30 protein-coding genes and 2 pseudogenes are annotated in these 25,677 nt (G+C 62.7%); 18 read left to right on the forward strand and 14 right to left on the reverse strand.

Annotated elements, in window-relative coordinates; translation table 11 throughout:
* Positions 1 to 23 precede the first annotated feature (23 nt).
* The 4 genes from ACF8FB_RS17365 to ACF8FB_RS17380 all read right to left on the reverse strand — a co-directional run bounded on the left by ACF8FB_RS17365 (position 24) and on the right by ACF8FB_RS17380 (position 3,993).
* Positions 24 to 818 carry a class II aldolase/adducin family protein gene (locus tag ACF8FB_RS17365; protein WP_392510024.1) on the reverse strand — a complete coding sequence of 265 codons (795 nt, stop codon included), beginning with the start codon at positions 816 to 818 and terminating at the stop codon, positions 24 to 26.
* A gap of 15 nt (positions 819 to 833) precedes the next feature.
* Positions 834 to 1,778: a D-isomer specific 2-hydroxyacid dehydrogenase family protein gene (locus tag ACF8FB_RS17370; protein ID WP_010954109.1), complete on the reverse strand. Its 945-nt coding sequence runs from the start codon at positions 1,776 to 1,778 to the stop codon at positions 834 to 836.
* Positions 1,775 to 2,908: an acyl-CoA dehydrogenase family protein gene (locus tag ACF8FB_RS17375; RefSeq protein WP_350297872.1), complete on the reverse strand. Its 1,134-nt coding sequence runs from the start codon at positions 2,906 to 2,908 to the stop codon at positions 1,775 to 1,777. Before ACF8FB_RS17375 ends, ACF8FB_RS17370 begins: the two co-directional genes overlap by 4 nt.
* Before the next feature lie 194 nt (positions 2,909 to 3,102).
* The gene (locus ACF8FB_RS17380; protein WP_010954111.1) at positions 3,103 to 3,993 is read right to left on the reverse strand and encodes a LysR family transcriptional regulator; all 891 of its coding nucleotides are present in this window, start codon (positions 3,991 to 3,993) and stop codon (positions 3,103 to 3,105) included.
* 201 nt (positions 3,994 to 4,194) lie between these two features.
* On the opposite strand from ACF8FB_RS17380, the gene ACF8FB_RS17385 reads away from it, so the two are divergent.
* From ACF8FB_RS17385 to ACF8FB_RS17395, 3 genes are all read left to right on the forward strand, one after another.
* Positions 4,195 to 5,160 carry an ABC transporter substrate-binding protein gene (locus ACF8FB_RS17385; RefSeq protein WP_010954112.1) on the forward strand — a complete coding sequence of 322 codons (966 nt, stop codon included), beginning with the start codon at positions 4,195 to 4,197 and terminating at the stop codon, positions 5,158 to 5,160.
* Positions 5,161 to 5,176: 16 nt separating this feature from the next.
* On the forward strand, positions 5,177 to 6,133 hold the full coding sequence (locus ACF8FB_RS17390) for an aliphatic sulfonate ABC transporter substrate-binding protein (protein ID WP_010954113.1): 957 nt from the start codon (positions 5,177 to 5,179) through the stop codon (positions 6,131 to 6,133).
* 314 nt (positions 6,134 to 6,447) lie between these two features.
* Positions 6,448 to 7,140 carry a phosphoribosyltransferase gene (locus ACF8FB_RS17395; RefSeq protein ID WP_392510025.1) on the forward strand — a complete coding sequence of 231 codons (693 nt, stop codon included), beginning with the start codon at positions 6,448 to 6,450 and terminating at the stop codon, positions 7,138 to 7,140.
* A 261-nt stretch (positions 7,141 to 7,401) separates the two neighbouring features.
* On the opposite strand, the gene ACF8FB_RS17400 is transcribed toward ACF8FB_RS17395, so the two are convergent.
* Positions 7,402 to 8,769: an erythromycin esterase family protein gene (locus tag ACF8FB_RS17400; protein WP_392510026.1), complete on the reverse strand. Its 1,368-nt coding sequence runs from the start codon at positions 8,767 to 8,769 to the stop codon at positions 7,402 to 7,404.
* 61 nt (positions 8,770 to 8,830) lie between these two features.
* A complete protein-coding gene (locus ACF8FB_RS17405; protein ID WP_010954116.1) occupies positions 8,831 to 9,400 on the reverse strand; it encodes a GNAT family N-acetyltransferase in 570 nt (189 codons plus the stop codon).
* A gap of 391 nt (positions 9,401 to 9,791) precedes the next feature.
* On the opposite strand from ACF8FB_RS17405, the gene fnrB reads away from it, so the two are divergent.
* A complete protein-coding gene (gene fnrB, locus ACF8FB_RS17410) occupies positions 9,792 to 10,523 on the forward strand; it encodes a Crp/Fnr family transcriptional regulator FnrB (RefSeq protein ID WP_010954117.1) in 732 nt (243 codons plus the stop codon).
* On the opposite strand, the gene ACF8FB_RS17415 is transcribed toward fnrB, so the two are convergent.
* A complete protein-coding gene (locus tag ACF8FB_RS17415; RefSeq protein WP_060494848.1) occupies positions 10,492 to 11,217 on the reverse strand; it encodes a hypothetical protein in 726 nt (241 codons plus the stop codon). The genes fnrB and ACF8FB_RS17415 overlap by 32 nt on opposite strands.
* Positions 11,218 to 11,415: 198 nt before the next feature.
* Between ACF8FB_RS17415 and ACF8FB_RS17420 the strand changes: the two genes are divergently transcribed.
* Both ACF8FB_RS17420 and ACF8FB_RS17425 read left to right on the forward strand, forming a co-directional pair.
* Positions 11,416 to 11,976, forward strand: a complete 561-nt coding sequence (locus ACF8FB_RS17420) for an Hsp20/alpha crystallin family protein (RefSeq protein WP_049587895.1) — start codon at positions 11,416 to 11,418, stop codon at positions 11,974 to 11,976.
* Between the two features lie 58 nt (positions 11,977 to 12,034).
* A pseudogene (locus ACF8FB_RS17425) lies at positions 12,035 to 12,202 on the forward strand (CBS domain-containing protein); the annotation flags it as partial.
* Positions 12,203 to 12,343: 141 nt separating this feature from the next.
* Here the strand turns inward: ACF8FB_RS17425 and ACF8FB_RS17430 are convergent.
* Positions 12,344 to 12,442 (reverse strand): annotated as a pseudogene (locus tag ACF8FB_RS17430) (hypothetical protein); the annotation flags it as partial.
* On the opposite strand from ACF8FB_RS17430, the gene ACF8FB_RS17435 reads away from it, so the two are divergent.
* The 3 genes from ACF8FB_RS17435 (at position 12,434) to ACF8FB_RS17445 (ending at position 13,928) form a co-directional block, all read left to right on the forward strand.
* Positions 12,434 to 12,556 carry a hypothetical protein gene (locus tag ACF8FB_RS17435; RefSeq protein ID WP_079732527.1) on the forward strand — a complete coding sequence of 41 codons (123 nt, stop codon included), beginning with the start codon at positions 12,434 to 12,436 and terminating at the stop codon, positions 12,554 to 12,556. The pseudogene ACF8FB_RS17430 and the gene ACF8FB_RS17435 sit on opposite strands and share 9 nt — an antisense overlap.
* 69 nt (positions 12,557 to 12,625) lie before the next feature.
* On the forward strand, positions 12,626 to 12,877 hold the full coding sequence (locus ACF8FB_RS17440; RefSeq protein WP_010954120.1) for a hypothetical protein: 252 nt from the start codon (positions 12,626 to 12,628) through the stop codon (positions 12,875 to 12,877).
* Positions 12,878 to 13,037: 160 nt separating this feature from the next.
* Positions 13,038 to 13,928, forward strand: coding sequence for a universal stress protein (locus tag ACF8FB_RS17445; protein WP_010954121.1), 891 nt, complete (start codon positions 13,038 to 13,040; stop codon positions 13,926 to 13,928).
* A gap of 139 nt (positions 13,929 to 14,067) precedes the next feature.
* Here the strand turns inward: ACF8FB_RS17445 and ACF8FB_RS17450 are convergent, their stop codons facing one another.
* Positions 14,068 to 14,640 carry a bifunctional pyr operon transcriptional regulator/uracil phosphoribosyltransferase gene (locus ACF8FB_RS17450; protein WP_010954122.1) on the reverse strand — a complete coding sequence of 191 codons (573 nt, stop codon included), beginning with the start codon at positions 14,638 to 14,640 and terminating at the stop codon, positions 14,068 to 14,070.
* A 231-nt stretch (positions 14,641 to 14,871) separates the two neighbouring features.
* Between ACF8FB_RS17450 and ACF8FB_RS17455 the strand changes: the two genes are divergently transcribed.
* Together ACF8FB_RS17455 and ACF8FB_RS17460 are read left to right on the forward strand one after the other, a co-directional pair.
* On the forward strand, positions 14,872 to 15,858 hold the full coding sequence (locus ACF8FB_RS17455) for a DNA-binding protein (protein ID WP_010954123.1): 987 nt from the start codon (positions 14,872 to 14,874) through the stop codon (positions 15,856 to 15,858).
* A gap of 55 nt (positions 15,859 to 15,913) precedes the next feature.
* Positions 15,914 to 16,078: a DUF6021 family protein gene (locus tag ACF8FB_RS17460; protein WP_010954124.1), complete on the forward strand. Its 165-nt coding sequence runs from the start codon at positions 15,914 to 15,916 to the stop codon at positions 16,076 to 16,078.
* A gap of 91 nt (positions 16,079 to 16,169) precedes the next feature.
* On the opposite strand, the gene ACF8FB_RS17465 is transcribed toward ACF8FB_RS17460, so the two are convergent.
* The gene (locus ACF8FB_RS17465; RefSeq protein WP_049587893.1) at positions 16,170 to 16,421 is read right to left on the reverse strand and encodes a hypothetical protein; all 252 of its coding nucleotides are present in this window, start codon (positions 16,419 to 16,421) and stop codon (positions 16,170 to 16,172) included.
* Between the two features lie 8 nt (positions 16,422 to 16,429).
* Positions 16,430 to 16,930 (reverse strand): DUF4142 domain-containing protein, encoded by a 501-nt coding sequence (locus ACF8FB_RS17470; RefSeq protein ID WP_010954125.1) that lies wholly within the window; start codon positions 16,928 to 16,930, stop codon positions 16,430 to 16,432.
* Positions 16,931 to 17,082: 152 nt separating this feature from the next.
* Between ACF8FB_RS17470 and ACF8FB_RS17475 the strand changes: the two genes are divergently transcribed.
* A complete protein-coding gene (locus ACF8FB_RS17475; protein WP_350297875.1) occupies positions 17,083 to 18,651 on the forward strand; it encodes a sensor domain-containing diguanylate cyclase in 1,569 nt (522 codons plus the stop codon).
* Positions 18,652 to 18,693: 42 nt separating this feature from the next.
* Here the strand turns inward: ACF8FB_RS17475 and ACF8FB_RS17480 are convergent, their stop codons facing one another.
* Both ACF8FB_RS17480 and ACF8FB_RS17485 read right to left on the reverse strand, forming a co-directional pair.
* The gene (locus tag ACF8FB_RS17480; RefSeq protein ID WP_010954127.1) at positions 18,694 to 19,203 is read right to left on the reverse strand and encodes a GNAT family N-acetyltransferase; all 510 of its coding nucleotides are present in this window, start codon (positions 19,201 to 19,203) and stop codon (positions 18,694 to 18,696) included.
* Positions 19,204 to 19,220: 17 nt separating this feature from the next.
* Positions 19,221 to 19,934, reverse strand: coding sequence for an MgtC/SapB family protein (locus ACF8FB_RS17485; protein ID WP_004374444.1), 714 nt, complete (start codon positions 19,932 to 19,934; stop codon positions 19,221 to 19,223).
* 397 nt (positions 19,935 to 20,331) lie between these two features.
* Here ACF8FB_RS17485 and ACF8FB_RS17490 point away from each other — a divergent pair, with 397 nt between their 5' ends.
* Positions 20,332 to 20,799 carry a sterol desaturase family protein gene (locus tag ACF8FB_RS17490; protein ID WP_004374446.1) on the forward strand — a complete coding sequence of 156 codons (468 nt, stop codon included), beginning with the start codon at positions 20,332 to 20,334 and terminating at the stop codon, positions 20,797 to 20,799.
* Between the two features lie 43 nt (positions 20,800 to 20,842).
* On the opposite strand, the gene ACF8FB_RS17495 is transcribed toward ACF8FB_RS17490, so the two are convergent.
* Positions 20,843 to 21,736 (reverse strand): bile acid:sodium symporter family protein, encoded by an 894-nt coding sequence (locus ACF8FB_RS17495; protein WP_010954129.1) that lies wholly within the window; start codon positions 21,734 to 21,736, stop codon positions 20,843 to 20,845.
* A gap of 184 nt (positions 21,737 to 21,920) precedes the next feature.
* Here ACF8FB_RS17495 and ACF8FB_RS17500 point away from each other — a divergent pair, with 184 nt between their 5' ends.
* The 5 genes from ACF8FB_RS17500 (at position 21,921) to ACF8FB_RS17520 (ending at position 25,659) form a co-directional block, all read left to right on the forward strand.
* The gene (locus ACF8FB_RS17500; protein ID WP_010954130.1) at positions 21,921 to 22,784 is read left to right on the forward strand and encodes a Dyp-type peroxidase; all 864 of its coding nucleotides are present in this window, start codon (positions 21,921 to 21,923) and stop codon (positions 22,782 to 22,784) included.
* Between the two features lie 89 nt (positions 22,785 to 22,873).
* Positions 22,874 to 23,785, forward strand: coding sequence for an aldo/keto reductase (locus tag ACF8FB_RS17505; protein ID WP_049587890.1), 912 nt, complete (start codon positions 22,874 to 22,876; stop codon positions 23,783 to 23,785).
* A 4-nt stretch (positions 23,786 to 23,789) separates the two neighbouring features.
* Positions 23,790 to 25,073 carry an NTP/NDP exchange transporter gene (locus tag ACF8FB_RS17510; protein ID WP_392511602.1) on the forward strand — a complete coding sequence of 428 codons (1,284 nt, stop codon included), beginning with the start codon at positions 23,790 to 23,792 and terminating at the stop codon, positions 25,071 to 25,073.
* Between the two features lie 147 nt (positions 25,074 to 25,220).
* Positions 25,221 to 25,403 carry a general stress protein gene (locus tag ACF8FB_RS17515; RefSeq protein WP_392511603.1) on the forward strand — a complete coding sequence of 61 codons (183 nt, stop codon included), beginning with the start codon at positions 25,221 to 25,223 and terminating at the stop codon, positions 25,401 to 25,403.
* Positions 25,404 to 25,461: 58 nt separating this feature from the next.
* Positions 25,462 to 25,659, forward strand: a complete 198-nt coding sequence (locus ACF8FB_RS17520) for a hypothetical protein (protein ID WP_049587889.1) — start codon at positions 25,462 to 25,464, stop codon at positions 25,657 to 25,659.
* The last annotated feature ends 18 nt before the right edge of the window (positions 25,660 to 25,677 follow it).

The following is a 25,677-nucleotide window of genomic DNA, read 5'->3' on the forward strand; positions in this document are numbered from 1 at the left end:
AACAGGCAAAAGGTGCCTTGGAGTCAGTCCTGGTAATCGAGGCCCTCGCGATCCAACTGCCGAATCAGCGCATCCCAATGCCGTTGGATACCTTCCCCCTGGCCATCGGAAAACCGCTTGGACTGCTCATGCACCTTGGCAATCGCCGCCTTTGAGGCATGTAACAGTTGGTCGTTGCCCCCGGCCTGGGCGGCGATCTGGATGTTGCAGGCCCGCTCCAGCCCGTGCAGCTCACGGAACGCGTGTTCCACGCTGACACCTCCGGTCAGCAGCCCGTGGTTGCGCAAAATAAGAATGTTGCTGTCGCCCAGATTGGCCACCAGCCGTGCTTGCTCGTCCAGGTCCAGGGCGACGCCTTCGTAGTCGTGGTAAACCACGCGGCTGTAGTAGGCCAAGGCGTGCTGCGAGATCGGCAGCAACCCGTCGCGCTGGGCGGACACCGCGGCGCCGTCGCGAGTATGGGTGTGCAGCACAGCCTTGAGATCAGGCCGTGTGCGGTGGATGGCGCTGTGAATGACGTACCCGGCCTGGTTGATGCCCAGCCCCAGCGGGTCGTCGATGATCGCGCCGTCGACGTCGACCTTGACCAGGTTGGAGGCGGTAATTTCGTCGAACAGCAGCCCGAAGGCGTTTATCAGAAAATGCTCATGCGGCCCCGGCACGCGGACCGAGAAGTGCGTGTAGATGTGGTCTGTCCAGCGCAGCAGCGCAGCCAGACGGTAAGCGGCGGCCAGCTTGACCCGCACCTCCCACTCTTCGGCGCTGACCCGGTCGCGTACGTTGCAGGTGCTGGTGGTGAAGGCAGACAGTGAACTCATGGGACTCTCCGGTAATCAATAGCCGCGCGCCGTGTCGACCAGGTTGGCCAGGGGCGCCTGCTCGCGGTAGCGGTGGAAGTTGGCGATGAAGGCATCGAGAAAGGCCGGGTAACCGTCCTCGGAAATGGCCGAGGTGTGCGGTGACAGGAACACCCGTGGGTGGTGGTACAACGGGTGGCCTGCCGGCAGTGGCTCGGGTTCGGTGACATCCAGGCTGGCCCGGCCGATCAAGCCGCTGTCCAGGGCGTCGAGCAGGGCCTGTTGGTCGAGCAAGCCGCCGCGGGCAATGTTGATCAGGTGCAGGCCGGGGCGGGCATAGGCCAGGACCTGGCGGTCGATCAGGCCACGGGTGGCCGCAGTGAGCGGGGCGGCCAGCACCAGATGGTCGCTGCCGGCGAACAGCTGTCGCAGGTCGGCCACAGGTTCTACGCCAGGGATGTCTGCGATGCCCTGGCCGGGGCGGCTCAGGGCCAGAACCCGAAGCCCCAGGGCCACGGCCTTGCGCGCCAGGCTCTGGCCGATACTGCCGAAGCCGAGGATGCCCAGGGTGCGACCACGCAACGGGGCCAGCGGGGTCAGGCGCCAGTCGGCGTCCTTGACCCATAGACCGGGCAGTTGCTTGGCAGCGGCGAACACCAAAGCCAGGGCAAACTCGGCCACTTGTTCGGCGTTGGCGCCTTTGCCGCTGGTTACCGTCGCCCCCTGGAACACCCAGTCGGGGTAGAAGTCGATGCCCGAAGACACCAGTTGCACCCACTTCAGGCCCCAGGGCCACCCGGGTGGCGGGGTGCCTACGCGTCGCCCACGCACATTGATCGGGCGCAGGATTAACACATCGGCGGGGGCTTCGACAGCCAGCTGGTCGGGTGCGATATCAATGACTTCATGGCCTGGCAAGTGTTCGCGCAGGTGCTGGTTGGCCTGGTCGTCGAGCTGGCTGGCGATGATCGAGTGGTTCATGCCTGTACCTCCGTCAGCGCGGCACGGCCGACCTGGCCGAACACCACATCGTCCTGTGGGGTGTGGATCCGGCTGCAAAGTACATCGCGGTAGTGGCGCTCCAGCGGGTTGCGCCGCGACAGCCCGGGATTGCCGGCGGCCTCGATGGCCAGTTCCACGGCCTGGATGGCGTTGGCGCTGACCAGATGCTTGAGCTGCCCGGCATGCTGGGGTGAGATGTGCCCGGCGGCGGCACCGTCGAGCAGGCTCTGGTTGGCGAACAGCAGGGTGTCGATGCGGCCGAGTACATGCTGGAAGCGTGGCAGGCTGGCCAGCGGCGCTCCCAGGTTGGAAGGTGTGCGCTGCTTGAGAAAGCCCGCCAGCCAGTCGCGCGCGGCGCGGGCCACGCCGTCGTATACGGCCGGCAGTAACACCGCCATCCACAGTAGGCTCTCGCCGTCGAGTTCGGCCTTCGGGGCACTGGCGGGGCTGACGCTGACGGCGTGGTCGAGGGGAATCAGCACATCGTCGAAGCGCACTTCGTGGCTGCAAGTGGCGCGCATGCCCAAGTGGTCCCAGTCATCGATGATCGTGATGCCAGGCGTGTCGCAGTGCACAAGGAAGCCGCCGACCAACGGGTCGTTGTCGTCGCTGCGGCCCCACACCAGGTACCAGGTCAGGCCGTGGCTGCCGGTGGAGTAGATCTTTCGCCCGCTCAAGCGCCAGCCTTCGGCCGTGCGTCGCGCCACGGTGGCGGGCAGGCCACCACGGGCCGGAGTACCCAGTTCAGGTTCGACGCGCAGTGCGTTGATCAGCGCGCCGTGCCGCACGGCATCGTAAGCCACGCGCTGGCGCAGGGGCTCGGGCCAGCGCGCTTCGTCCTGCAGGCGAAAATGCTGCAGGTATTGCATCACCAGGATCAGCGCGGTGGCCGGGTCACCTTTGCCGACCGCGCCGATCACCCGGCGGGCGCTGGCAAGGTCCGCGCCGCCTCCGCCGAAGGCACGGGGTACAGTGAGGGCGAGCAGCCCGTGGCGGTGCAGCAAGTGGAAGTTGTCCTGGGGGAACTGGGCGCTGCGGTCGTAGCGCTCGGCGTTTGCCGCGAGGGCCAGCGTCAGCTCGGCGAGAGCGCTGTCGGACGGTTGACTCATGAGGCTCATCCCTGAATGACGGTGCGTTGCCTAAGACCGTATTCGCATGGATGAAGGCTGTAAAAGGCTTTTTAGCTATATGCTAATTATGAGTTTTAATGATTTAGAGTTTTGCTTGTTATGCGTAATTTGCATTTATAGCTTGGGCTGCGTTGCAGCCCTTTCGCCACGCAAGGCGCCACAGGCCAGTGAGCTCAACCCAACAACCGATGTCCCGCGACCTCACCAAAAAGCTCCACCGGCTCCTGTAAATTACCCAGGTAGCGCGGATGGAACAGCCACAGATCCACCTGCGGCTTGAAATCGCTGATATTCAGTACATCCAGCGCACTGCGGTGGCGGCTGGTCTGTAACAGCGGCTCGGGAACCAGTCCCAGGCCCTGGCCGTTGGCGACCAGCCCCAGTTGCAACTCGGTGCCGAAGGTTTCGAGGTTGATCGACAGGCTCAGCCCTTGCTCACTCAGTGCCCGTTGCAGCCCAGCGCGGAAGCCACAGCCATCCGGGTTCAGCACCCAGCCGCGGGTGTAGCAGTCCTTGAGCTTGTAGCTGCGCTTGCCGGCGCTGCCCTTGGCCGTGACCACCCTCAGCGGCATGCGCGCGATCGACTGGCTGGCGATCCCTTCGGGGAAAATCTTGCCAGGCGGGAACAGGGCCGCGGCAGCGTCCAGCTCACCGTTTTCCATGCGCGCTATCAGGCTGCTGCCCCAGCCGCTGGTGACCTGGGTGCGCAGTTGGGGGTAGGCCTCACGGATCTGTGCCAGGGCGTCGAGCAGCACAACGTCGCCCAATGTCTGCGGCACACCCAGGCGCAAGGTGCCCGACGGCGCGCCGTCGTTGGCTACCAGTTCACGCAGCGAGTCTATCTCGCGCAGGATCGCCTTGCACTGCTCATAGACCCGCAAGCCCATGGGGGTGGGCTTGAGCGGCTTGGTGTTGCGGTCGAGGAGGGTGGCGCCGAGGTCTTCCTCGAAATTCTGCACCCGGCGGGTAATGGCCGGCTGCGTCAGTTGCAGGGCCTCGGCGGCAAGGTTGGTGGACTGGCAACGAATGACGGCGACGAAGGCGTCCATATCATCGATTTTCATAATCGGCGCTCTCTGGGTCGAACGGGAAAAAATCAGGCATCAGCATCATCGCACTGGAGGGTAGTGCCATCGGGACGATTCTAGAAGATAAAAACGCATATTAGGTTATTCCTAAAATCAATTTAATTTATTTAAAAGATCTCGCTAGAGTCGCTTGAGCCGGGCCGCACGATGCTGCCCGCCAAGACACCGAGGAACATCATGTCCATCCGAACGAAGCTGCTGACCGTTGCCGTTGCCCTGCTGCTGGCCGGTCATGCCAGCGCCAGCGAGCGCCTGACCCTGCGCATCGGCGACCAGAAGGGTAACATGCGCGCCCAGCTGGAGGCCGCCGACGCCCTGCGCGACCTGCCCTACGACATCCGCTGGGCCGAGTTCCCTGCCGCCGCGCCGCTGGCCGAGGCGCTCAACGCTGGGGCGATCGATGCCGGCATCATCGGCGATGCGCCACTGCTGTTCGTGCTGGCCTCCGGAGCACCGGTCAAGGCCATCGCAGTGGACAAGTCCGACCCTTACGGCACGGCGTTGCTGGTGCGGCCGGAGGCGCCGCTGCGCAGTGCGGCCGAACTCAAGGGCAAGCGCATCGCGACCGGGCGAGGGTCGATCGGGCACCATCTGGCGCTCAAGGCGCTGGCCCAGGCAGGGCTGACCGAGAAGGATGTGGAGTTCCGTTTCCTTGGGCCGGTGGACGCCAAGATCGCCCTGGCCAACGGCTCGGTGGATGCCTGGTCGACCTGGGAGCCTTACACAGCGCTGGCCGAGTTGAGTGGGCAAGGCCGTGTGTTGGTCAACGGTCGTGGCCTGTCCACCGGCAACAGTTTCCTTGCCGCCACCGACAAGGCGTTGGAGGAGCCTGGGCGTCGTGCAGCGCTGCAGGACTATCTCAACCGCCTGGCCGCAGCGCAGGTGTGGGCCAACCAACACCTGGATACCTACTCGAAAACCTTGGCCGCGATCATTGGCTTCCCGGTAGAGGCGGCCCGCCTGCAATTCGAGCGTCGGCAGCTGCGCTGGCAGGTGATCGACACGCAAACCGTGACCGAGCAGCAGGACACCGCCGACTTCTACCACACCCACGGCCTGATGACCGAGCGCCTTGATGTGGCCCCGACCTTTGCCACCGGCTTCACCCTTCCTGCCGCCGCCAAGCTTGCAGCGCAACCCTGACCTCGGAGACGTATTCATGACCTTTAAACCCCTGCGCCAGCTGGGCCTGGCGCTGCTCGCCAGCGCCTTGCTGCCAAGCCTTGCCAGCGCCGAGCAGACCCTGCGCATCGGCTACCAGAAATCCTCGACCCTGCTGACCCTGCTGAAGGCCAGGGGCACTCTCGAACAGCGCCTGCAGGCCGAGGGCATTCGCGTGACCTGGCACGAGTTCCCCAGCGGCCTGCCGCTGCTGGAGGCCCTGAACCTTGGCAATGTCGACCTCTCGGCGGACGTTGCCGACACCGTGCCGGTGTTCACTCAGGCGGCAGGCGCCAAGTTGACCTATTTCGCCCGGGAAGCACCTTCGCCGACCGCCCAGGCGATCCTGGTGCCGGCGGACTCACCGCTCAAGACCCTGGCCGACCTCAAAGGCAAGCGTGTGGCGGTGACCAAAGCCGCTGGCAGCCACTATCTGTTGATCCAGGCCCTGGCCAAGGCTGGGCTGACCTTCAAGGACATCACGCCGGCTTACCTGATCCCCGCCGACGGCCGCGCTGCCTTCGAGAACCACAAGGTCGATGCCTGGGTGACCTGGGACCCTTACGTGGCCAGCGCCCAGCGTCAGCAGAACGCACGGATCCTGGTCGACGGCAGCGAACTGGCCAGTTACCAGCGCTATTACCTCGCCGGCAGCGATTATGCCAAGGCGCATCCTGAGGTATTGCAGCAGGTGTACCTGGCATTGCGTGAAGCCGGTGCCTGGACCAAGGCCAACCCCGAGGCCGCTGCCCGCATCCTTGGCCCGCTGTGGGGTAATCTGGACAGCGCCACGGTGCAGCAGGCCAACGCCCGGCGCAGTTACGATGTGCAGCCGGTGAAGCTGGACAACCTGGCCGAGCAGCAACGGATTGCCGACGCGTTCTATCGCGAGGGGTTGCTACCCAAGGCGGTGGATACCAGCGCGGTGGACGTGTATCAGCCGCCTAGCAACTAATATCTGGGTGCTCACATGCGATAAGCGGTTTTCTGATCTGCATCAAATGCCGATGCGGGTGTGCGCGGATTATCGACTGCATCGCACCCCAGCGGCCTTTCTGAAGCGCAATGGGGTGTTCCGCCTGGCCCTGTTCGAAACGCCCATGCAGGAAGTGAGCGGCCTGAGGGCGCTGCCCCCTGCAGATGAGCAGCGTTGCCTCGCGCAGTTCGACCTGTTGCCCGAGGAGGGGCGTGCAGTCACGGCTTGAAGCAACCAACGGCCCCCATCGGAAACCGCAGTGACAGGCGCCCGTAGCGGCGCGGGAGATGTTCATGTCCCATGACCTTGCGTTGCCAACCTTGTTTGCCGACCGTACCCAGGCAGGACGATGCCTGATCGAGCCACTGGCCCGCTACGCTGGCAGGCCCGACGTGATCGTGCTCGCACTGCCGCGTGGTGGCGTTCCTGTGGCCTACGAAGTCGCGACCGCCCTCAACGTCCGCCTGGACCTGCTGGTGGTGCGTAAGCTCGGCATGCCGTTTCACCCCGAGTTCGCCATGGGGGCGATAGCCAGCGGCGGAGTCACTTTCCTCAATGACGACACGCTACGGGCCTATCCGGTAGAACCCGCGTTGTTCGACGCCGTGGTTGCCAGGGAAACCGAGGAGCTGGCCCGGCGCGAACGGGGCTACCGGGGAGGGCGGCCACCCCTGCAACTCAAGGATCAGGTGGTGATTCTCATCGATGACGGCCTGGCGACCGGCGCCACGATGCGGGCGGCTATCCAGGCCGTGCGAGCCCAATCACCGGCGCGGATCGTGGTCGCCGTCCCGGTCGCACCGCCAGAAACGCTCGAAGCGCTGTACGGTGAAGTGGATGAGCTGGTGTGCCCGCTGGTGCCTGAGCGGATGGTTTCGGTTGGCTATTGGTATCAGGACTTCCCGCAGACATCAGACGAGAAAGTGATGACGCTCATGGGGCAGGCCGATCAGCAAGCGCTTTGCCGGAGGGCGCCCCATGACTGAGCACAGGGTTGAAGTTCGCACACAGACGATGAAGCTGGCAGGCGTCGAACTCGTGGCGGGCGTCTGATCGCCCGCAATCAATACGTAGCAGACGCTCTCGCGGCACGTGGCCTAAGGTCACTACTCTTCGACCTGCTGAGCTCAATCGTCAGGTGGACCGCTCGAAGAGCCTGGCACCTTGGCGAAGGCCGCGGCGCTCGCCGGTGACTGGTTCGTGAAGTACCTGCAGCGCATATCCGTCTGATGGGGCTTGGCCGAGGCTCATACACCAAATGGATAGGTTTCGTCCTCTGGCTCAAGATGCTGTTGTTTCGGCAAGGGCAGGGCAGTCACCGGCCGGGTCTGCTCGAACCAGAGCAGCGCATCGAACTGCTCGGCCAGCACCGCCTCGAAGTAATGGCTCAGCCGTTCACTCTCTGGGCGATAGATGACGCCGATGGCGCGTTCGAGTAGCACCGTGGACAACACATGGCGCAGCTCCTTGCGCTGTGGGTCGCGCCAGTCGCTCAGGCAGGCTGGCACGCCTGCGAGGCGGAACTGATGCTCCCAGCTGTCGCTGCGCGAAGGTCGGATTTCCTTGATCTGCATGTCGCCGTCCCAGTCATCGGCGGCGGCCACCTGGCCGCGGTCGGTGGCCATGCCGATCAACACCGCGTCGTGCCCGAAAGCGCTGCGGCAAAGCTGGCCGATGTTGAACTGGCCTTTCCAGCCCATTTCCGTGGCTGCGGCATTGCCGATATGGGAGTTGTGAGCCCAGACCACCGCCTTGGCGTGGGGGCCACGGTGTTCCAGCAGCGCGAGCAAGGTATCGAACATGTGCCGGTCGCGCAGGTTCCAGGACGCCGTCGAACCTCGGTAAATGGCGCGGTAGTACTGCTCTGCGGCGATGATTACACGGGCATTCTGCGTGGCGTTGAAAAAAGCTTCATCATTGCGGACAAGCCCTGACAATTGCTCGGCGAGCATGGCATTCAGTTGCTGGATCACCGGTTGCTCGCATGGCATGACGCCACTGTGCTCGACAAAGTGCCCGTACAGCGCGGGGTCGTCCTGCCAAGGCGTCAGGCAACCGTAGCGGCGACGGGCTTCATGGGCCAGATGCGGGTCGACCCGGTCCAGATACGCCAGGACTTCATGGATGGAATTGCGCAGGCTGTACACATCCAGGCCGCGGAATTCCACGCGGTGGTCGGTGGGCAGCAGGCGGTTGTGCCCGTGCAGCCATTGGGCGAAGGCTTTGACTTCGCTATTGCGCCACATCCAGGTTGGAAAACGGCTGAAAATATGGCGTTTCCACGCCGAGTGCGCCAAGCCTCGGACGTACTGATCGACATGCCCGGCATCCGGCCAGTCGGCCTCGACGGCGACGATGTTGAAGCCATGCTGTTCGATCAGGCGCCGGGTGATCGCCACTCGGGCGCGATAGAACTCGCTGCTGCCGTGGCTTGCCTCGCCCAGCAGGATGACGCGCGCGTCAGCGTAGCGGTCGAACAGCGCTGCGAATGCCGGCGTATCCAGGTTCGGCAAAGGTTCGGCGTACTGATGAAGCACCGGGGCAATATCGGCAGTATCGACCTGATACCGCTTGCCGTAGAGTTTTTCCATCAATTTCTTCGAAGAGCCGTTCATGGGGAGCCTCCCGTAATCGGGCCGCCGCGCATTGACCCGTCAGTGCGCGGCGGCCCAGAGTTCAGATCAGGGAGAGCCGGTGGATGACCTGGCTGGGATCATCCGGGTCAGCGGCGGTGGTGAATCCTGCCGCTTTGGCCAGCTCGCGCATCGCTTGGTTGGCTGCTGCGTCGACCGAATACATCTGCCGCAAGCCCTTGGCCCGGGCATGGTCGATCAGGTGCTTGAGCAGCAGGCGACCCAAGCCATGGTGCTGCCAGCTGTCCATGACGGTAACGGCACATTCGCACTCGTCCTTGCCGCTGGCGGTGGCGTAGCGGGAAATGCCCACTTCCTGCAATTCGCCATCCACGTGGGCGAGGGCGACGTAGGCCGCCTGGCGATCCTGGTCGACCTTCATCAGTTGGTCGAGCATGGCCTCACCGGGCTCCCTGAGCTGGCACAGGAAGCGGAAATGCCGCGATTCGGGCGACAGCCGTTCGATGAAGGCTTTTTCGCGTTCTCGGTCCTGGGCTTGCAAGGGCCTGATCAACACGTGAACGCCGTTTTCGAGGGCTTCGATCCAGTGTTCACCGGAAGGCTTGGGAAACGAAGGCGTTGTATGTACTCGGGAAGTTTCGGCGGGTGCCATGGCAATGTCCTCTGTGTCGAATGAACAAGGAAGTTCAGTTTCGGCAGCGGACCTTGCCCTGACTTGACAGTTGTCAAATGCTTCCCACATGACCTGTCGAGCCGATAGAAAAAAGCGGGTATAGCCGGATCGTATCGATCTTCTTCGGACACAATTACAAGCAAGCTACTGATTTTCATGATCTATCACTTTTTGGCGGATAGCGCCCAGGCAAACGATCAGGCTTTAACGAAGCGTTCGACGCTTGAGCACGCGCGCGCGGGCAAGGGGCGGTTTGATCTTCATCAGGTCGCCTCGCGTGGCATCCAACCCTTGGTCGGACAGCCCGCGAACGTTTTGTGGGGCCGCTAACTTGATTAGATGCCTGCCTGAAAAAAGCGGAGGCATCGTCATGTCAGGCTCTGCAGAAATGGGGGCAAGGCCCCATGTGAAGTGCCTTGCGTGCTCGTTGAGCCGGCTATGCCTGCCCGCCAGCCTCAGCGCCGACGAAGTGGACAAACTGGAGCGAATTGTCCGCCGTAACCGGCCATTGAAGCGGGGTGAGTACCTGTTCAAGGCCAATGAACCCATGGAGCACGTGTTTGCCTTGCGCTCTGGGGCGATCAAGAATTTTCTGCTCGATGCCGAGGGCACCGAGCGGGTGACCGGCTTCCTCCTGCCGGGTGAAATGCTCGGGCTGGACGCTATTGGTGCCAGTCATTACCGAAGCTTTGCCGTTGCCCTGGAACTCTCGCTGGTCTGCTCCATCAGGCTGGATCAGCTGGTGGACCTGTCCGGCCAGATTCCGGGGTTGCGTTATCAGTTGCTGCACATGCTCAGCCTGGGGATCCAGGGCAAGGACGAGCACCTGCGCTGCTGCCATGGGCGTGCCGAGCAGCGGCTGGCGATCTTCCTGCTGGGCATGTCGGCGCGTTACCAGGCGCGGGGGTTGCGGGCGGATGTGTTCAACCTGCCCATGTCCCGTGGTGATATCGCCAACTACCTGGACCTTACGCTGGAAACGGTCAGCCGACTGTTCAGCCGCTTCGTCCATGCAGGTCTCGTGCTGTGCGCCGGGCGTGAGGTCAGGCTCATCGACATGCAAGGCCTGGTCAACCTGACCCGCCTGGAGGAGCCCACTTGAGCGCGGCAAGCACCCGGTCATAGCGTTGCACAGGCCAGCTTTCGGCGGAGTGCCCCCCCCAGATCGGACGTGCCACATGATCCGTGCGTATCCAGATGCGCTGGGGTGCTACGCCTGTTTGCCAGCACAGCTGGGCTACCTGGCGCGCCACCTGTGACGGTGCGCAGCAGTACACCGTGTCCGGGTGAAAGGTGATCAGCAAGCGCCTGGTTTGCCACCAGCCACTGCTGCTGTCACGCGGCAGTAGCGACAGCCAGGTTCGACAATCGTCTGGCAGCAGTTCAGCTGCAATGCCGTCATGTGACAGCTGCAATTGTATCCAGGGCAGCCAACAGCGAATCTCATCCAGCGCACCCAGCAAGGGCAGCAGGCCATCGGCGCGACTGATGGCCAGCAACCTTGTACTTTGCATGGGCAACGGCCAAGCGCTGCCAAGCGGCCCGGAATAGTCGAACAGTTCCCCCGCCCGTCCCAAGGGCTGCGCACTCTGGGTGCTGACGATAAATTGCCCGGCCACGCCAGGCAGGGTCACGTAACTGCATGGCCAGCACTCGGTTCGACCGCTGAGCACACAGTACTGGCCAGCCATTGCCTCGCTGCATGACGGGCTGCAAAGGGCCAGGCGCACGAATTGCTGGATGCCCAGGCCGGGCAATGTCTGGAGCAAGCGGACGCTGGCACCCTCCCGGTCCATGACTGCCTCGCACGGTAATGATGACTTGCTGTAATCAGCCTAGACCGTGGCCAACCCGGCACTTTGACCAGGATCAAACCAGCGGGCGGCAGGGACTTCACCTTGTTGATAAAGATCAAATGGGGTGCTGCTCCACGGCGCATGATCGAGGCGTCTCCCTGGGAGGCATCACTCATTCACTCATTCGAGGAGGGCGCCATGTCAGACGTTGCCAAGAAAGTGCCTGTTACCCCCGTCGCCAGCCAGCCAACCGAAGGTTCGCCACCCAGCGTCGAACCTTCAGAGCTGTGGCGGCCCTTCCAGCAATTGCGCCGCCAGATCGACAGCCTGTTCGAGGATTTTGGACGGCGGCCGATGCGCATGCCGTTCAGCCACACACCGTTCGATGTCGAACCGTTCTGGCGGCGTGACCTGTTCACCCACGGCATGCCGGCCATGGACATCAGCGAGCTGGCCGAGGAATACCGCATCAGCGCCGAGTTGCCTGGCGTGGATGCCAAGGATATCGAGATCAAGCTCGTCAATGGCAACCTGTTGATCCGGGGCGAGAAAAAGGAGGAAGTGGACGAAAAACGCAAGGAATATCACCTGTCCGAGCGCCATTACGGCAGCTTCGAACGGGTTTTCCAGCTGCCCCGTGGGGTCGACGCCGAGAAAATCGACGCCCAGTTCGACAAGGGCGTGCTGCTGGTGCACCTGCCCAAGCGTGCCGAAGCCATCCATCCGGAAAAGGTGATTCCGATCAAGAGCGGTAAATGATCACCCACCCTCACTGCATCGAGGAGCAAGGAGGCTCCGCCCGTGGAGGTAGAACATGATGTCCATTGGCAAATACTGCAACCGGGACGTGGTCACCGCACCACCCGGTATCTCCATCTATGCCGCGGCGCGCATGATGAATCAGTACCATGTCGGCGATCTTGTGCTGGCCGAACATGTCGACGGCGAGCGTTGTCGGCCCATCGGCCTGATCACCGATCGCGACCTGGCGTTGCGGATCATTGCGCGCAACCCACCGGATCAGGAGGACCTGCAGGCGGTCGATGTACTGCCCCGGCCTCTGATCACCGCGAACCAGAACGAGGACCTGTTCGATGTCTTCCTCAATATGCGGCGCGCCAATATCCGTCGGCACATCGCTCGCACAGGCAAGCACCACCTCGGGCATCTCGTCATCATGGCAGGCCCAGCCCCAGCGCCCGATACCTGATTGGCAATGCAGGCTCCAGACGTGCGTGTGAGGGTGGTGAATGTCGTTGACCTCATGGTACTGCAACAGTCGCAACAGCATCCCCGATTGATAAAGGTCAACCCCGGTGAAAAGGCCGCTCGCGGTTGACAAATGTCAGGCTGCAGCGCACGCCGCCAGCGATACTCAGCGTGTCCTGGCATGCAAGAGGGTACGGACATGCGACGTTATGTGCTTTGCGGGTGGGCAAGCCTGTTGCTGGTTACCGCGTCAGGCTGCACGGCGTGGCGCGCCGAGGAATACGATGCGCGCCTGGAGTCGGCGGAGAACAACGCCGCCACCGCAAGGTTGCGCGCCGATCAAGTGTGTTACCGCATCGATCTGGTCGAGCAGACCGCCAACGAGGCCCTAAGGCGGGCAACCCAGGCTCAGGACGAGGTGCGGCAACTGCGCCAACAGGCCAGACATTGAGCCACGCTGCAGGCGTTCGCACGCTTGATAAAAACCAAGCGCCAAGGGCGGCATGAACTGGATGCTGGCAGCAGCAGTCAATCACTGCCCGCCGAAAGCCCCCTCTCGATGCAACCCGAGCGACCTGAGTGATCAGGCCGGCCCACCGTTGGAGGTAATCATGAGCCACTATCAACGCCTGTTGCTGATCATGCGCCCAATGCTGCACCAGGCGGTCGCCCTGGAGCAGGCCGGTGCACTGGCCCGATCAGCATCGGCCAGCTTGCACATTGTCGCCTTGCTCGAAGCACTGGACAAACTCTGGCTACTGGAGTCCGGTAAGCACCAAACGGAGCGGGAGGCTTACCGGCACACTCAGCAGCAACAGCTGGAAACCCAGGCGAACGCGCTGCGTGCCTCCGGCGTGCAGGTGACGACCGAGGTGGCGTGGAGCAATGACCTGCAGGATGACATCCTGGAACACGTCATGGAGATGCGACCGGACCTGCTGCTCAAGCAGGTCGAGCATGAGCCCGCGCTCAAGCGCGCCTTCTTCACCCCGCTTGACTGGAAACTGTTGCGCCACTGCCCGGTCCCGGTCTACCTGCTCGGGGCCAACCGGCCGACGTTGCCGCGCCAGGTCGTGGCGGCGGTGGACGTGGCCGACACCTCGGAAGAGGGGCAAGCCCGAAATGACAGCATCGTCCAGCAGGCCAGTGCCTTGGCCTTGCAGACAGGGGCGCAACTGGACCTGCTGCACGCCTGCGATCTGTCGATGGCCTACATGGGCGACATGGGCTATGCCGCCTGGGCCATCGGTGACATTGCCGAGCCCATGCGCCAAGCGCTGGAGGATGATTTCAGGAAACTGGCCGAACGCTTCGGCGCACCGCCGGAACGCTGCCACTTCGTGCTCGGCCGCCCGGTCCCGGTGCTCAGCGAATACGTTGAATCACAGCCGGTGGACGCACTGGTCATGGGGCGACCAATTGCACGGGGGCTGGACCGTCTGTTCGGCAGTACCACCGAGCATGTGTTGTACCAGGTGCCTTGCAATATTCTGGTGGTGTAGGGCTGTGCGGCTGACGACTGCAAGAACGACGAACGGGTGGCGACGGGTAGTCAGTGGCTCAGCACCACCCGGTGCAAGGTAGCGCCTGGAGGCCTTGATTCTCAATCCTGACGAGAAGGCCCCGCACCCGGCCGTTGAATCAGGCGGTATCGCCTGTTCGGCCGTGGCGCACCACCTCCACGCAGAATTGCCCTTCGTAGGGGGGCACATGGCATTCGACGATATCCTGCGCCGCGACCTGCAGATGAATGCCGACGATATCGGCATGCACCGGTTGGCGGCAGACGTGGCGGTCGACGAGCACCGCGCTGATGAGGTGGCGCGCACCCAGTTCGGCGAGGTAGGCGCAGGTGCGTAGCAGAGAGTGCCCTTCGTAGAGCACGTCATCGACCACCAGCAAGGTGGTTCCGGCAAGGTCGAGCTTGGCGAGTTCCGGGTTTTCGGTGAGTTGAGTATGCGCATGCAAGAGGCTCAGGTCGTCTGCATAGCGCTTGACCTTGATCGGGTAGAGCGGCAATGGCGCAGCACCGTTCAGTGCTTGCAGGTGCAGTTGCAGGCGCTGCGCCAGCGGCTCACCACGCCGCTGAATGCCTACCAGCGCGACTTCAGACGTAGGCAAGCAGGCCATGGCCTGGCGGGCCATCGAGCGCAGCACACTGTCCAGATCGTCTTCGTCATACAGGCGAACCCTCGATGGAGCGGGGCGATTCATGGTGTTTTTCCTTTATTGGATATCACTCTGTTCGGGAGCCTACCCGGGCACCTTGAGGTGGGCTTGATAAAAGCCAAGTGATCGAATCGAAAACAAGCCCGTTTTGTGCATTACATGCGATAAGCCGTGATTATTCCACCTGAGGAAATGTTTGCAGTAGGGGTTTGCTATCGTCATAATTGGTACGTAATTACATGTTACATAACACAGTACAAAATCGTAGGAGCAAGCATGGCCCGTGGCGGTATCAACAAGGTGGTAGTGCAGCAGGCGCGTCAGGCACTGATCGCCCGGGGTGAGAACCCCAGCATCGATGCCATACGTATCGAGTTGGGCAACACCGGCTCCAAAACCACGATTCACCGCTACCTGAAGGAACTGAACGGCCAGCAGCCGGTGGCGTCCGAAGGCGGGGTCGCGCTGAGCGATGTGCTGAGCCGCCTGGTCGGGCAACTGGCAACGCAGCTGCAGGACGAGGCCGACCTGAAGATCGAGCAGGCCGAGAGCACGTTCACTCAACAGCGCGAGCAGCTTGAGGCGCAGCTGGAAATTGCCCGGCAGGCACTGGCCGCAGCGCATCAGCAACACAAGATCGATGCAGCGGCATTGGCCGCGGAAACCGAAAAACTGCTGTCCACGCAAAGCACGCTGCAGGCCGAACAGCTGCGCAGTGCCAGCCTCAACCAGTCGCTGGGTGAGTTGCAGGTGCGCCTGGCTGACAAGGACGAGCAGGTCAAATCGTTGGAAGACAAGCACCGCCATGCCCGCGACGCCTTGGAGCACTACCGCAATGCCAGCCGTGAACAGCGCGAGCAGGAACAGCGCCGCCACGAAGCGCAGTTGCAGCAGATGCAGGTGGAATTACGTCAGTTGCAGCAGGGCATGATCGTCAAGCAGGACGAACTTACCCGTTTGCACCGTGACAATGAGCGTCTGCTGGGAGAGCATCGTCAGGCGGCCAGCGAATGCCGGGCGCAGGATGAGTTGCTGGAACAACGCGATGCGCAGATCCAGGGCCTGCGCACCATCCTGGCCCAGGCACAAGGCGCCAGCGAAGAGATGCGTCGGCAGCTGGATGTGCAAGCCCAGAGCCTTGAAGCCAGGCGCGACGTGTGCGCCGAGCAGGCGCGGCAGTTGCAGTGGCTTGAGGAGCAGTTGAAGGCGCGTGATGAGGCGCTGGCGCAGTGTCGGGCGCAATTGGCCTCGGTTGCAGATTAATCAAACTTTTCCTGGCGGGTGGTTTCTTCCTTAGACACTCACCGGAGACAACGCCATGCCTGGATCTCAACCACCACACAAAGAGGGGCCTCACTCGGCCGAGCAGGCCGATAAAAAGGCCGACCTTGGTTTCGACCCCGACTCCCCGGATGCCGAAGACCCTCAAGTCGACCCTCAGGGGCCGGCCAAGCCGCCTAGAGACATTGAGAAAAAGGAGTAGACCACGGCCTTGATTACTGGTCTCGTCGCCGGCAAACCATGTGCGATCCCTTGGGAACCAGCTTGCCGGCGACGGTCACCACAGACGACTGTCAGCCTTCAGCGCGCCTGGCGGCCTCTACGCCCGCCGCCGACAGCTTGATCGGGTAGTGCACGCTGATCTGGTGATCATTGCTTACCGCCACGCTACCGTCATGAATCAAACCGGCTTCCTGCAACGTCTTGAGCATGCCGGCCACCGCCTTTTCACCGCGGTAGTTGTCCAGCACTTCCTTGCCTAGGCCTTCGGGGTGGGCATGCAGCAGGCGGGTAAGTACTTCGGTCTTCAATGCATCGTTACTCATGTGCGGCCTCACTTGCCGTGCTTGGACTGAAGGGCTTTGGCCTGTTCCAGGTGCTGTTCGAGTTTGGGCAGCGTTTCGCTGGCAAAGGCCTTCAGCTCGGCCTTGTCGGACGATGCAGCCTCTTTCTTGAACAGCTCCACCGCTTTTTCGTGAGCGTCGACCTGGTTGTTGAGGTACGACTTGTCGAAGGACTCATCGCGCCACTCCAGGATCACTTTCTTGATCTTGTCGGTCATCGCGGCCTCATCCGGAACCGAAATGTCCAGTTTGCGGGCAATGTCGCCGAGTTTCTGGTTGGCCTGGGTGTGGTCAGTGACCATTTGCTGGGCGAATGACTTGATCTCGGCGTTCTGGCTTTTCTCCTGAGCCAGCTTGCCGGTCACCACTTCGGCAATGCCGGCCTCGGTGGCTGCATCGACGAAATCATCGGAAGTCGCGGCCATTGCGTGCACCGATGCCAGGCCCAACACCATGGAAAAACCAACGCGTCTGATGAAGAGACTATTCATGCTTCACTCCTTTAAACCGTGGCGCGACCTCAATGTCGCGTACGGTTGAGGGTGAAGGCGGGGAAAAGGTTTAATCTTTTTTGTCGCCGGTTCCGGCCGTGCGACGCTGAACTATAGTGAAGACGGCGAACGCCGTAGGGCCAGGGATTCCAATGTGCGCAGCCAGGAAACAGGACGACGATGGGCTTTTCGCCATCAGTGGCGAGGGCCGCGCCGTGGCGCTGTTCCGCCTGGTACTGGCATTCATGCTGGTGGTGATGCTGGCATTTGTACTGGTGGAAGGTTGGCGCATCTGGCGCGACTACCGCTTTGCCTATAACAATGCCGAGAACATGGTCAGCAACCTGGCCCGGGCCACGGCGCAGCACGCCGAGGACGCTATCCGCCAGGTCGACGCCATTACCGGTGCCTTGGCCGAGCGCCTGGAAGGCGATGGTTTCGATCACATCGACCGGCCCCGCCTGCATGCCTTGCTGGCCCAGCAAAAACGCATCATGCCGCAGTTGCACGGGCTTTTCGTTTACGGCCCGGACGGCAGCTGGATCGTCACTGATCAGGCGGCCATCCCGCCCAAGGCCAATAACGCCGACCGGGACTACTTCGCCTATCACCGCAGCCATAACGACCCTGGTGTACATATCGGTTCGGTGGTGCGCAGCCGTTCCACCGGCGACCTGATCATTCCTATTTCCAGGCGCCTGGAGCATGCCGACGGCAGCTTCGCCGGCGTATTGCTTGGCACCATCAAAGTGGCGTGGTTCGTGCGTTACTACGGCGACTTCAAGATCGACGAGCGCGGCGCGCTGGTGCTCGCCAAGCGCGACGGCACCCTCCTGGTACGGCGCCCGTTCGTGGAACAGGTGATAGGCCGAAGTCTTGCCAACAGTGAGATCTTCCGCAACCACTTGCCGTATGCCACAGAAGGGGTAGCCGAGGCGGTAGCGGTCGTCGACGGTACCCCTCGGCTGTATGGCTATCGCGCGTTGTCCAGCTACCCGTTGGTCGTGGAAGCGGGGCTGTCGCGTGAATCCATTGTCGCGCCCTGGCGGTACGATGCGATCAAGTCGGTGGCGGTCTTGCTGCTGTTGTTGGTGGGGCTGGCAGCGTTTGGCGGTGTGGTGCTGCGCCAACTGCGCGAGCGGATCGTGATCGAGCGGGCGCTGCTCCAGGCTCACCAGACGCTGAAAGCGTTGGCCTTGACCGACAGCCTTACAGGGCTGGGTAACCGTCGGCGGCTGGATGGCGTGTTCGAACCTGAACTGCGCCGTGCACGGCGCCAAGGCTATCCCCTGGCACTGGTGATGCTGGACCTGGACTACTTCAAGGCCTACAACGACCACTACGGTCACCCGGCTGGCGACCAGTGCTTGCGACGCTTTGCCGAGGTGCTGCAACAGGCCTTGAAACGGCCGGCCGATCTGGCGGTGCGCTATGGTGGGGAGGAATTCACGCTGTTGCTGCCAGATACCGATGGCCGTGGCGCGGAACTGCTGGTGCAGGAGTTACAGCAGCTGTTGCGCCGTCAGGCGCTGGAACATGCCGCCAGCCCATTGGGAAGGGTGTCTTTCAGTGCCGGGATCGCGGTGGTCGACCTGGCGCGGGAGGGGGGCACTGTCGAGGCGCTGGTCGCGGCGGCTGATGGGGCGTTGTACCAGGCCAAACAGCAGGGGCGAGATGGGTATTGCGTGGCCGGAAGTGTGGCGGCAGGGCAGAATTGCTGACCTGGCTGGAGATCGCGGGGGCGCCATGCGGCGCGATGAAAACTAGAGCCCCACGTTCAGACGCATTGCACAACGCCCGAGAAGACCGTGAGCATGCTCGCTGGCCAGGATGCCACGGAGTCGTTCGCAAAGCCGGCTTTCCTGAAGCATCTCAAACCCGAAACGGGCATAAAACGGCGCATTCCAAGGCACATCCACAAAGGTGGTCAGCGTCAGCTCGCGGACACCGGCGCAGCGCCCTGCATCGACCACTTGCTGCAGCAACCGGCGCCCGACACCTTGCCCTTGGGCCTCCTGGCGCACCGATATTTCATGAAGGTGCAATGCCTGATCCGCCAGCCGGGCGCAGGCAAAACCCACAATGCGCCCAGTCGCGTCCTGCGCCACCCAACTACCCCCTGCCTCGACGAAAGCCCTGTGCGCCGCGCAATCCATGACGTCGCCTTGCGCCAGCCAGGCCAGTGCCGGCCAACTGACAAAAGCCTGGGCTGCCGAGCGCTCGACGTCCGGCAGCCACGTGATGTCTGGTTCAAGGGTAGGGCGGATAAGCATGAATCACTCCTGTCGTTCTAATCCGTCGCCAGCACCTGCGGCTGTAATTGCCAGCGCACCGAGCTTACACCTTTCTCCAGGCTGACCCTGCTGACCAGGCGCTCCAGTTGCGCCGGCGCCTGCGCGGTGCCCAATAGCTCAGCGCGCACTTCCAGGCGCGCAGGGTTGTCCAGGTCCTGGCTCTGCAACGACTGCAGGCGCAGCTGTGGATCGCCCAGGCTGTGCAGCATCAGGCTACGCACCTGGATCTCGTCCTCGCCGCGGCAGACGATACGGACTTCGAAGTGCTGTTCCACCTCGCTGGCCGGCACCACGTCCTGACGGTCCAGGCGCTGGGCGATATCACGCAACAGGATGTTGGCGCAGAGCACCACCAGGCTACCCAGTGCCGCCTCCATCATCAGCCCAAGGCTGCACAGCACGCCGACCGCAGCCGTGCACCACAAGGTGGCCGCGGTGTTCAGGCCACGTACATTGAAACCATCGCGCATGATGACGCCACCGCCGAGAAAGCCGATGCCCGACACCACATAGGCTGCGACCCGCGACGCATCGGCAGGCGCCATGCCTGGCACCGCCTGGGTCATCAATACGAACAGGCAGGCACCGGTACTGACCAGCGCATTGGTGCGCAGCCCGGTCAGGCGTTGGCGCAATTGCCGTTCGGCACCGATCAGCGCCCCCAGCACCAGGGCAATGCTGACGCGCAGCAGAAATACTTTCCAATCCATAGCAAACCTCTTCCGCAGGCACACGCCCGCATGAACGCCATCAGTTGGCGCGGTTGAAATAACCAGAAATTGCGCAGGACCACGTGGAGGGAAGGAGAAGCGGGGGTTACAGGAAACCACCGTCTTGCCAGAGCGGCCAGACAGGGCAGAACACTGCCGGGCTAGCGCGCCACGCGGGCCTGTCGCAAGCGACTGGGGCTACTGTCCAAGGCAGGTCTCCTGTTGAGGAAGGCAAAATTGCGTCGCGGACCATACGCCGCAGGGCAGAGCAGGTCAAGGGCAAAAACATGACAATGGCTTCATCCGGGAACGGCCTGCTGCCGGTCACGCCCACATGGAAAAAACCCTGGGCAGCCGGTAACCTTGCGCCTTCCTTTGCCATCACCCGGACCGTTCCATGCTGTTCAATCTCGCCATATTGTTCGGCACCCTGGTGGCCATGGAGGGCGTTGGTACGCTGGCTCACAAGTACATCATGCATGGCTGGGGCTGGTGGCTGCACCGATCGCACCATGAGCCACACCTGGGCATGCTCGAAACCAACGACCTGTACCTGGTGGCCCTGGGGCTGATCGCCACGGCGCTGGTGGCGCTGGGCAAAAGTGGTTATGCGCCTTTGCAGTGGGTGGGCGGTGGTGTGGCAGGCTATGGAGCACTGTATGTACTGGCCCACGACGGTTTCTTTCACCGGCACTGGCCGCGCAAGCCGCGGCCGGTCAACCGCTACCTGAAACGCTTGCACCGCGCGCACCGCTTGCACCATGCGGTGAAGGGGCGCACGGGGAGCGTGTCGTTCGGGTTCTTCTATGCGCCGCCGCTGAAGGTGTTGAAGCAGCAATTGCGCAGCAGGCGCAGCCAATCGTGACGCATCCCTGGCACGCCCGGCACCTGCCGGGCATCGGGTGAAATCAGTTCACGGTTTCACCCTTGGGCTCAGCCGCCACATGCCCGCGGCTCACCCACCAGCCAAACCCGGCCGCGGTAAAGAACATGATCAAGCTGTACAACGCAGCCGGCACCGCCATGGTCGCGTTGTTCAGCAGCGAAGGGCTCAACGCCAGGGCAATCGCCAAGGTCCCGTTATGGATGCCAATTTCCATACCAATGGCAATCGCCTGGCGCTTGGAAATGTTCAACAGCCGCGGCACCCAATAGCCCACCGTCAGGCTCAGCAGGTTGAACAGCAGCGCCGCCAGGCCCACCACCGGTGCGTACTCGACCACTGTCTGCCAGTCCTTGGCCAATGCCAGGACGATGGTGAAGGCCAGGAACAGCGCAGCCACCAGCTTCATCGGTTTTTCCATGCGCGCAGCGAACGCCGGGGCGAAATGGCGAATCAGCATGCCCAGCGCCACCGGCAGCAAGACGATGGCGAACACCTGCATGACCTTGGCGAACTGCAGTGGAATAGCCTGGTCCGAGGCCATGAACCAGCTCAGCGACAGGTTCACCAGCAACGGCATGGTCAGGATCGCGATCAGTGAGTTGACCGCCGTCAGGGTGATGTTCAACGCCACGTCACCGTGGGCCAGATGGCTGAACAGGTTGGCCGTGGTACCGCCCGGCGAAGCAGCCAGCAGCATCAACCCCACTGCCAGGGCAGATTCCAGGCCAAAGCCGTTGGCGATCAGGAAGCACACCAGCGGCAACAGCAGGATCTGGCACACCAGGCCCACCACCACGGGCTTTGGATACTTCACCACGCGCGCGAAGTCAGCCAGGGTCAACGACAACCCAAGGCCAAGCATGATGATGCCCAGGGCAAGCGGCAGAAACGCAGTGAGCAGGGGCGAGGCGGTCATGAGTGGTCTCTCGGGCGAAGGATCTGAAGCAGTGTAGGTCGGCCTTGATTGATAGCTAATTGCAAAGGGCCAGCTCTTGGTAACCGTTTGTTACCACGTGCAGCGGCTGGCGAGGCTGCATGCCGCATTGCAGCAGGCATGCTGGCGAAGTAGCATTCCGTTTTTACCTTAGGATTAGCCTGATATGCCGTTCCAGCAAGGTCTGCTTGCCACCCCGGTGCCGGCCCACGCCCGTCACCTGTTCTTCACCCTGCAGTCGCCCGAGGCGTTGCCTGCCGCGCTGGATGCCTTGCTGCCGCAGGTCGATGGCAAACAGTTGCTGCTGGGCGTAGGCGCCCCCTTGGCCAAGGCCCTGGGCCGGGAAATACCAGGCCTGCGCCCGTTCCCGCTACTGGATGCCGCGGTTGAGAACCCCAGCACCCAACACGCCCTGTGGCTGTGGCTGCGTGGCGACGAACGTGGCGACCTGCTGCTGCGCACCCAGGCCCTGGAGCAGGCGCTGGCACCCGCCCTGAGCCTGGCCGACAGCGTTGATGGCTTCCTGCACCGGGGCGGCCATGACCTTACCGGTTATGAAGACGGCACCGAAAACCCGACAGACGAAGAGGCGGTGCAAGCGGCCATTGCCGCAGATGGCTCCAGCTTTGCCGCGTTCCAGCTGTGGAAGCACGACCTGCAATACTTCAAGTCGCTGCCCCAGGCAGACCAGGACAACATCATCGGCCGTCGCTTGAGCGATAACGAAGAACTCGACGACGCCCCCGCGTCCGCGCACGTCAAGCGCACCGCCCAGGAAAGCTTTGAACCCGAGGCGTTCATGGTCCGTCGCTCGGTATCCTGGGCCGACCAACGCGGCGCCGGCCTGGCTTTCGTCGCCCTGGGCAAGAGTTTCGAGGCATTCGAGGTGCAGCTGCGGCGCATGAGTGGCCTGGAAGACGGCATCATCGACGGGCTGTACCGCTTCAGCCGCCCGCTGACGGGGGGCTACTACTGGTGCCCGCCAATGAGCGAGACGGGTGTCGATCTAAGCCCCTTGCTGCGGGCCTGATCTCTAAACATCCAGATACAGAAACACCCGCAGGCGAGGGACAGAGCGGCTAGGCTTGAAAATTTCCGATTCATGACGGGAGATTTTCCATGTACGCACGTCGTGAAGTCCTACGCGCAGGTGCAACATTGGGATTGCTGGCCGCCGCCAGCCCTTGGCTGCACGCTGCCGCGCCGGCGGGTTTGCTTGCGCGCAAAGTCCCGTCCACCGGTGAAGCGTTGCCGGTGATCGGTGCCGGTACTTCGGGCAGTTTCGAGGTAGAAAACGGTTCGCCCCAGTACCTTCAGCTCAAAACGGTGCTCAAGGCATTTTTCGAAGGCGGCGGCCGGGTGATCGACACCTCGCCCAACTACGGGGGCGCCGACAGCATTCTCGGCCAGTTGCTGGAAGAGGGCGGCTGGCACCGCCAGTGCTTCCTGGCCACCAAGATCGCCGCCAATAGCCGGGCTGAAGCCCAAGCGCAGTGGGCCGGCAGCCTCAAGAGCCTGCGCACCGACAAGGTCGACTTGCTGCAGATTCACAACCTGCGTGACTGGCAGACGCAGCTGCCTTATGCCCGCGAGCTGAAGCAGCAGGGCGGGACACGTTATGTCGGCATCACCCATTACCTGAACAGTGGCCACGACGAAGTCGCCCGTATCGTGCGCAGCGAGCCGCTGGACTTCATCCAGATCAACTACTCGGTCAATGCGCCGGACGCTGCCCGGGAACTGCTGCCGCTGTGCCAGGACAAGGGCGTTGCGGTGTTGATCAATCGGGCCTTCGACGATGGCCGGCTGTTCGCCCGGGTCAAAGGCCAGGCCTTGCCGGGCTGGGCCGCCGAAGCAGGCATCGGCAGCTGGGCACAGCTGTTTCTCAAGTTCGCCATCAGCCACCCGGCAGTGACCACGGTCATACCCGCTACCAGTCGGCCTGACCGCCAGCTCGATCAGCTCAAGGCCGGGCATGAGCCAATGCTCACCCAAGCGCAGCAACAGGCGCTGATCACACAGTTTGCCTGACATCATGCAAGCCTGGCGGCGGCGCCTGGACCAAGGGCTGAACATTCAGCCTGGTGAGGGGCCGGCGGTCATCGCCGGCTTGTTGCTGTTCTACCTGCTGTTCACTGGTTACTTCATGCTGCGCCCGGTACGCGAAACCATGGGCGTTGCCGGTGGCGTGGAAAACCTGCAGTGGCTGTTCACCGGCACCTTCATTGCCACGTTGGCGTGCCTGCCGCTGTTTGGCTGGCTGGCCTCCAGGGTGCAGCGCAGGCATATCCTGCCTTGGACTTATGGTTTTTTCGCCAGCAACCTGTTGCTGTTCGCGGCACTGTTGGCCGGTAACCCTGACGATCTCTGGACCGCCCGGGCGTTCTATATCTGGCTGTCGGTGTTCAATTTGCTGACGATCTCGCTGGCCTGGAGCGTGCTCGCCGATCTGTTTTCCACCGCCCAGGGCAAGCGGCTGTTCGGTCTGCTGGCAGCCGGGGCCAGCCTGGGCGGGCTCAGTGGCCCCGTGCTTGGCACGTTGCTGGTGGCGCCGCTCGGCCATGCCGGGTTGTTGGTGCTAGCGGCGGTGCTTCTGCTGGGCAGTATCGGCGCGACACTGTTCCTGCAACGCTGGCGAGCACGCCAACCCATTGCGATGCAAACCGAACACCAGGGCTCGCGGCCACTGGGTGGCAACCCGTTTACCGGCGCCGGCGCCGTACTGCGCTCGCCCTATCTGCTAGGCATCGCTTTGTTCGTGGTATTGCTGGCCAGCGTCAGCACGTTCCTGTACTTCGAGCAGGCGCGTATTGTCAGCGAAACCTTCACTGACCGCACCCGGCAGACACAGGTGTTCGGCCTGATCGACACGGTTGTGCAGGCCCTGGCCATCCTCACCCAGGTCTTTCTTACCGGGCGTCTGGCCCGTCGGCTGGGTGTCGGTGTGTTGCTGGTTGCAGTGCCGCTGATAATGGCTGCCGGCTTCTTGTGGCTGGCACTGGCCCCGGTGTTCGCCCTGTTTGTGGTGGTGATGGTGGTGCGGCGGGCAGGTGAATACGCATTGGTGCGGCCAGGGCGGGAGATGCTGTTCACTGTGCTGTCCGCCGAGGACAAGTACAAAGCCAAGAACTTCATCGACACCGTGGTCTACCGTGGCGGCGATGCGCTGAGCGGCTGGGTCAAGCGTGCGCTGGACGTGATGGGCGAACACCCGCAATTGGCGATGCTCATCGGCGCGTTGCTTGCCGTGGGCTGGGGCGCGACAGGCGCTTGGCTGGGCCGCCGGCAGGCGCGCATGGATAGCCCGCCGCACCACTGACACGCGCACCAAATATGGCGATGCCGCTTATTTAACGCCACCGGTCCGAACCTCTCGTAATAAAGCGAATCTGCCGATATCGCCGAACTCCGAATCTGTGTACGGCATCTTGCCGTGCATTCCGAAGTCATATGAGGTTTGAACACCATGGCCACTAAAGACAACAGCCGCACCGGCAATCAACAAGGCAGCCAAGGCGGTAACAAGAACCCGGGCAATTTCGCCAATGACCGTGAAAAAGCCTCCGAAGCCGGTCGCAAAGGCGGCCAGTCCTTGGGCGGCAACATGCCCCACGACCGCGAGTCGGGCCACAAGGGCGGCCGTTCGTAACTGACCGAGGCGCAGTGCCGGGGCGACCTGGCACTGCAATTATCCAAGGGGGTACTCCATGCGCCTGACTCCACTGATCATCCTGATGGGTTCGCTGAGCTTGGTCGGCGGCTGTTTCGACCGCGACAATGACCACCCTGGTAAAGATTCCGACCCCAGTAAACCTTCGCTGCAGATGCAGCAACCTGATGCCAAGCCTGCACCGCAGCCTGCGCCCGACCCCGAGCCGATGCCGGGGCAGAAGCCGAGCCAGTAAGAAGACAAGGAGCACGGT

This window comes from Pseudomonas sp. yb_2 (genome assembly GCF_043103905.1).
Classification (GTDB): domain Bacteria; phylum Pseudomonadota; class Gammaproteobacteria; order Pseudomonadales; family Pseudomonadaceae; genus Aquipseudomonas; species Aquipseudomonas alloputida.

Coding starts and splice junctions, on each gene's coding strand:
- ACF8FB_RS17480 (WP_010954127.1), bottom strand. CDS start 19,203: ATGCTTATCCGCCCTACCCTTGAACCAGACATCACGTGGCTGCCGGAC.
- ACF8FB_RS17505 (WP_049587890.1), top strand. CDS start 22,874: ATGTACGCACGTCGTGAAGTCCTACGCGCAGGTGCAACATTGGGATTG.
- ACF8FB_RS17395 (WP_392510025.1), top strand. CDS start 6,448: ATGTCCCATGACCTTGCGTTGCCAACCTTGTTTGCCGACCGTACCCAG.
- ACF8FB_RS17485 (WP_004374444.1), bottom strand. CDS start 19,934: ATGGATTGGAAAGTATTTCTGCTGCGCGTCAGCATTGCCCTGGTGCTG.
- ACF8FB_RS17475 (WP_350297875.1), top strand. CDS start 17,083: ATGTGCGCAGCCAGGAAACAGGACGACGATGGGCTTTTCGCCATCAGT.
- ACF8FB_RS17490 (WP_004374446.1), top strand. CDS start 20,332: ATGCTGTTCAATCTCGCCATATTGTTCGGCACCCTGGTGGCCATGGAG.
- ACF8FB_RS17455 (WP_010954123.1), top strand. CDS start 14,872: ATGGCCCGTGGCGGTATCAACAAGGTGGTAGTGCAGCAGGCGCGTCAG.
- ACF8FB_RS17460 (WP_010954124.1), top strand. CDS start 15,914: ATGCCTGGATCTCAACCACCACACAAAGAGGGGCCTCACTCGGCCGAG.
- ACF8FB_RS17465 (WP_049587893.1), bottom strand. CDS start 16,421: ATGAGTAACGATGCATTGAAGACCGAAGTACTTACCCGCCTGCTGCAT.
- ACF8FB_RS17400 (WP_392510026.1), bottom strand. CDS start 8,769: ATGAACGGCTCTTCGAAGAAATTGATGGAAAAACTCTACGGCAAGCGG.
- ACF8FB_RS17365 (WP_392510024.1), bottom strand. CDS start 818: ATGAGTTCACTGTCTGCCTTCACCACCAGCACCTGCAACGTACGCGAC.
- ACF8FB_RS17515 (WP_392511603.1), top strand. CDS start 25,221: ATGGCCACTAAAGACAACAGCCGCACCGGCAATCAACAAGGCAGCCAA.
- ACF8FB_RS17470 (WP_010954125.1), bottom strand. CDS start 16,930: ATGAATAGTCTCTTCATCAGACGCGTTGGTTTTTCCATGGTGTTGGGC.
- ACF8FB_RS17520 (WP_049587889.1), top strand. CDS start 25,462: ATGCGCCTGACTCCACTGATCATCCTGATGGGTTCGCTGAGCTTGGTC.
- ACF8FB_RS17495 (WP_010954129.1), bottom strand. CDS start 21,736: ATGACCGCCTCGCCCCTGCTCACTGCGTTTCTGCCGCTTGCCCTGGGC.
- ACF8FB_RS17440 (WP_010954120.1), top strand. CDS start 12,626: ATGCGACGTTATGTGCTTTGCGGGTGGGCAAGCCTGTTGCTGGTTACC.
- ACF8FB_RS17510 (WP_392511602.1), top strand. CDS start 23,790: ATGCAAGCCTGGCGGCGGCGCCTGGACCAAGGGCTGAACATTCAGCCT.
- ACF8FB_RS17380 (WP_010954111.1), bottom strand. CDS start 3,993: ATGAAAATCGATGATATGGACGCCTTCGTCGCCGTCATTCGTTGCCAG.
- ACF8FB_RS17435 (WP_079732527.1), top strand. CDS start 12,434: ATGCAGGCTCCAGACGTGCGTGTGAGGGTGGTGAATGTCGTTGACCTC.
- ACF8FB_RS17375 (WP_350297872.1), bottom strand. CDS start 2,908: ATGAGTCAACCGTCCGACAGCGCTCTCGCCGAGCTGACGCTGGCCCTC.
- fnrB (WP_010954117.1), top strand. CDS start 9,792: ATGTCAGGCTCTGCAGAAATGGGGGCAAGGCCCCATGTGAAGTGCCTT.
- ACF8FB_RS17420 (WP_049587895.1), top strand. CDS start 11,416: ATGTCAGACGTTGCCAAGAAAGTGCCTGTTACCCCCGTCGCCAGCCAG.
- ACF8FB_RS17500 (WP_010954130.1), top strand. CDS start 21,921: ATGCCGTTCCAGCAAGGTCTGCTTGCCACCCCGGTGCCGGCCCACGCC.
- ACF8FB_RS17370 (WP_010954109.1), bottom strand. CDS start 1,778: ATGAACCACTCGATCATCGCCAGCCAGCTCGACGACCAGGCCAACCAG.
- ACF8FB_RS17450 (WP_010954122.1), bottom strand. CDS start 14,640: ATGAATCGCCCCGCTCCATCGAGGGTTCGCCTGTATGACGAAGACGAT.
- ACF8FB_RS17415 (WP_060494848.1), bottom strand. CDS start 11,217: ATGGACCGGGAGGGTGCCAGCGTCCGCTTGCTCCAGACATTGCCCGGC.
- ACF8FB_RS17405 (WP_010954116.1), bottom strand. CDS start 9,400: ATGGCACCCGCCGAAACTTCCCGAGTACATACAACGCCTTCGTTTCCC.
- ACF8FB_RS17390 (WP_010954113.1), top strand. CDS start 5,177: ATGACCTTTAAACCCCTGCGCCAGCTGGGCCTGGCGCTGCTCGCCAGC.
- ACF8FB_RS17445 (WP_010954121.1), top strand. CDS start 13,038: ATGAGCCACTATCAACGCCTGTTGCTGATCATGCGCCCAATGCTGCAC.
- ACF8FB_RS17385 (WP_010954112.1), top strand. CDS start 4,195: ATGTCCATCCGAACGAAGCTGCTGACCGTTGCCGTTGCCCTGCTGCTG.